Here is a 1001-nt window from a genome sequence, read left to right as displayed (position 1 = left end):
GCGCTCCTCGCCGCCGGCGGCCGGCTGCACGGCCCCGCCCCGGAACTCGACGACGAGACACTGCGCGGTCTGTTCGGCCGAGCCGAGCTGGTCCTGGACGGGTTGCTCGGCATCGGTGGCCGCGGCGCCCTGCGGGCGGACCAGGCGCGGCTGGCAGCTCTCGCGCCGCCCGAGCGCACCGTGGCCGTCGACGTTCCCAGCGGTGTCGACGCGGACACCGGTGCCGTCAGTGGACCCGCCGTGCGGGCCAGCGCCACCGTCACGTTCGGCACGTACAAACGCGGCCTGTGGCTGATGCCGGGCGCCGCCCACACCGGGCGGGTGGAGCTGGTTGACATCGGGCTGGCGCTGCCCGAACCCGACCTGCGGGCGCTCGACGACGCCGACGTCGCCGCGATGTTCCCGGTGCCGGGCCCGGACTCGTCCAAGTACCGCCGAGGGGTCCTCGGCCTCGTCGCGGGCAGCGAGGCCTATCCGGGTGCCGCCGTGCTCGCCGTCGGCGGCGCGCTGCGCGGTGGCGCCGGCTACCTGCGGGTCGTGACCGAGGGCGACGCCGGTGATGCCGGGACGGGGGTCGCCAGCCGGGCGGGGAACTTTGTCCGGCTGGCGCACCCCGAGGCGGTGGTGACCCCCATCCGGGCCGGGGATCGCGGGGCCATGCTCGCCGCCGGCCGGGTCCAGGCCTGGGCGATCGGCCCGGGTCTGGACCCGGGGCCGGCGGTCCGGGAGCTGGTGGCCGGGCTGCTGGGCACCGACCTGCCGGTCGTGGTCGACGCCGGCGCTCTCGACCCGTTGGCCGAGCTCCTCGGGGCCGATCCCGCGGCGTTGCGGGCCCGGGACGCGCCGGTTCTCCTCACCCCGCACGAGGGCGAGTTCGGCCGGTTCACCGCCGCCGCCCTGGGGTGGGATCGCGACCGCACGACGGCGGACCTCGCCGCCGACCGCCTCGCCACCGTGCGGCGGGCCGCCGCGGCGACGGGCGCCGTGATCCTGCTCAAGGG

At 77.8% G+C, this 1001-nt stretch carries 1 protein-coding gene; it reads left to right on the top strand.

What is annotated here, in order from left to right:
- A partial coding sequence (locus ND748_RS32700) for a bifunctional ADP-dependent NAD(P)H-hydrate dehydratase/NAD(P)H-hydrate epimerase (RefSeq protein ID WP_251750118.1) occupies positions 1 to 1001 on the top strand: 1001 nt, incomplete at both ends.

Source organism: Frankia sp. AiPs1 (assembly GCF_023716945.1).
GTDB lineage: Bacteria > Actinomycetota > Actinomycetes > Frankiales > Frankiaceae > Frankia.
This window is presented reverse-complemented; position numbering and strand designations above follow the sequence as displayed.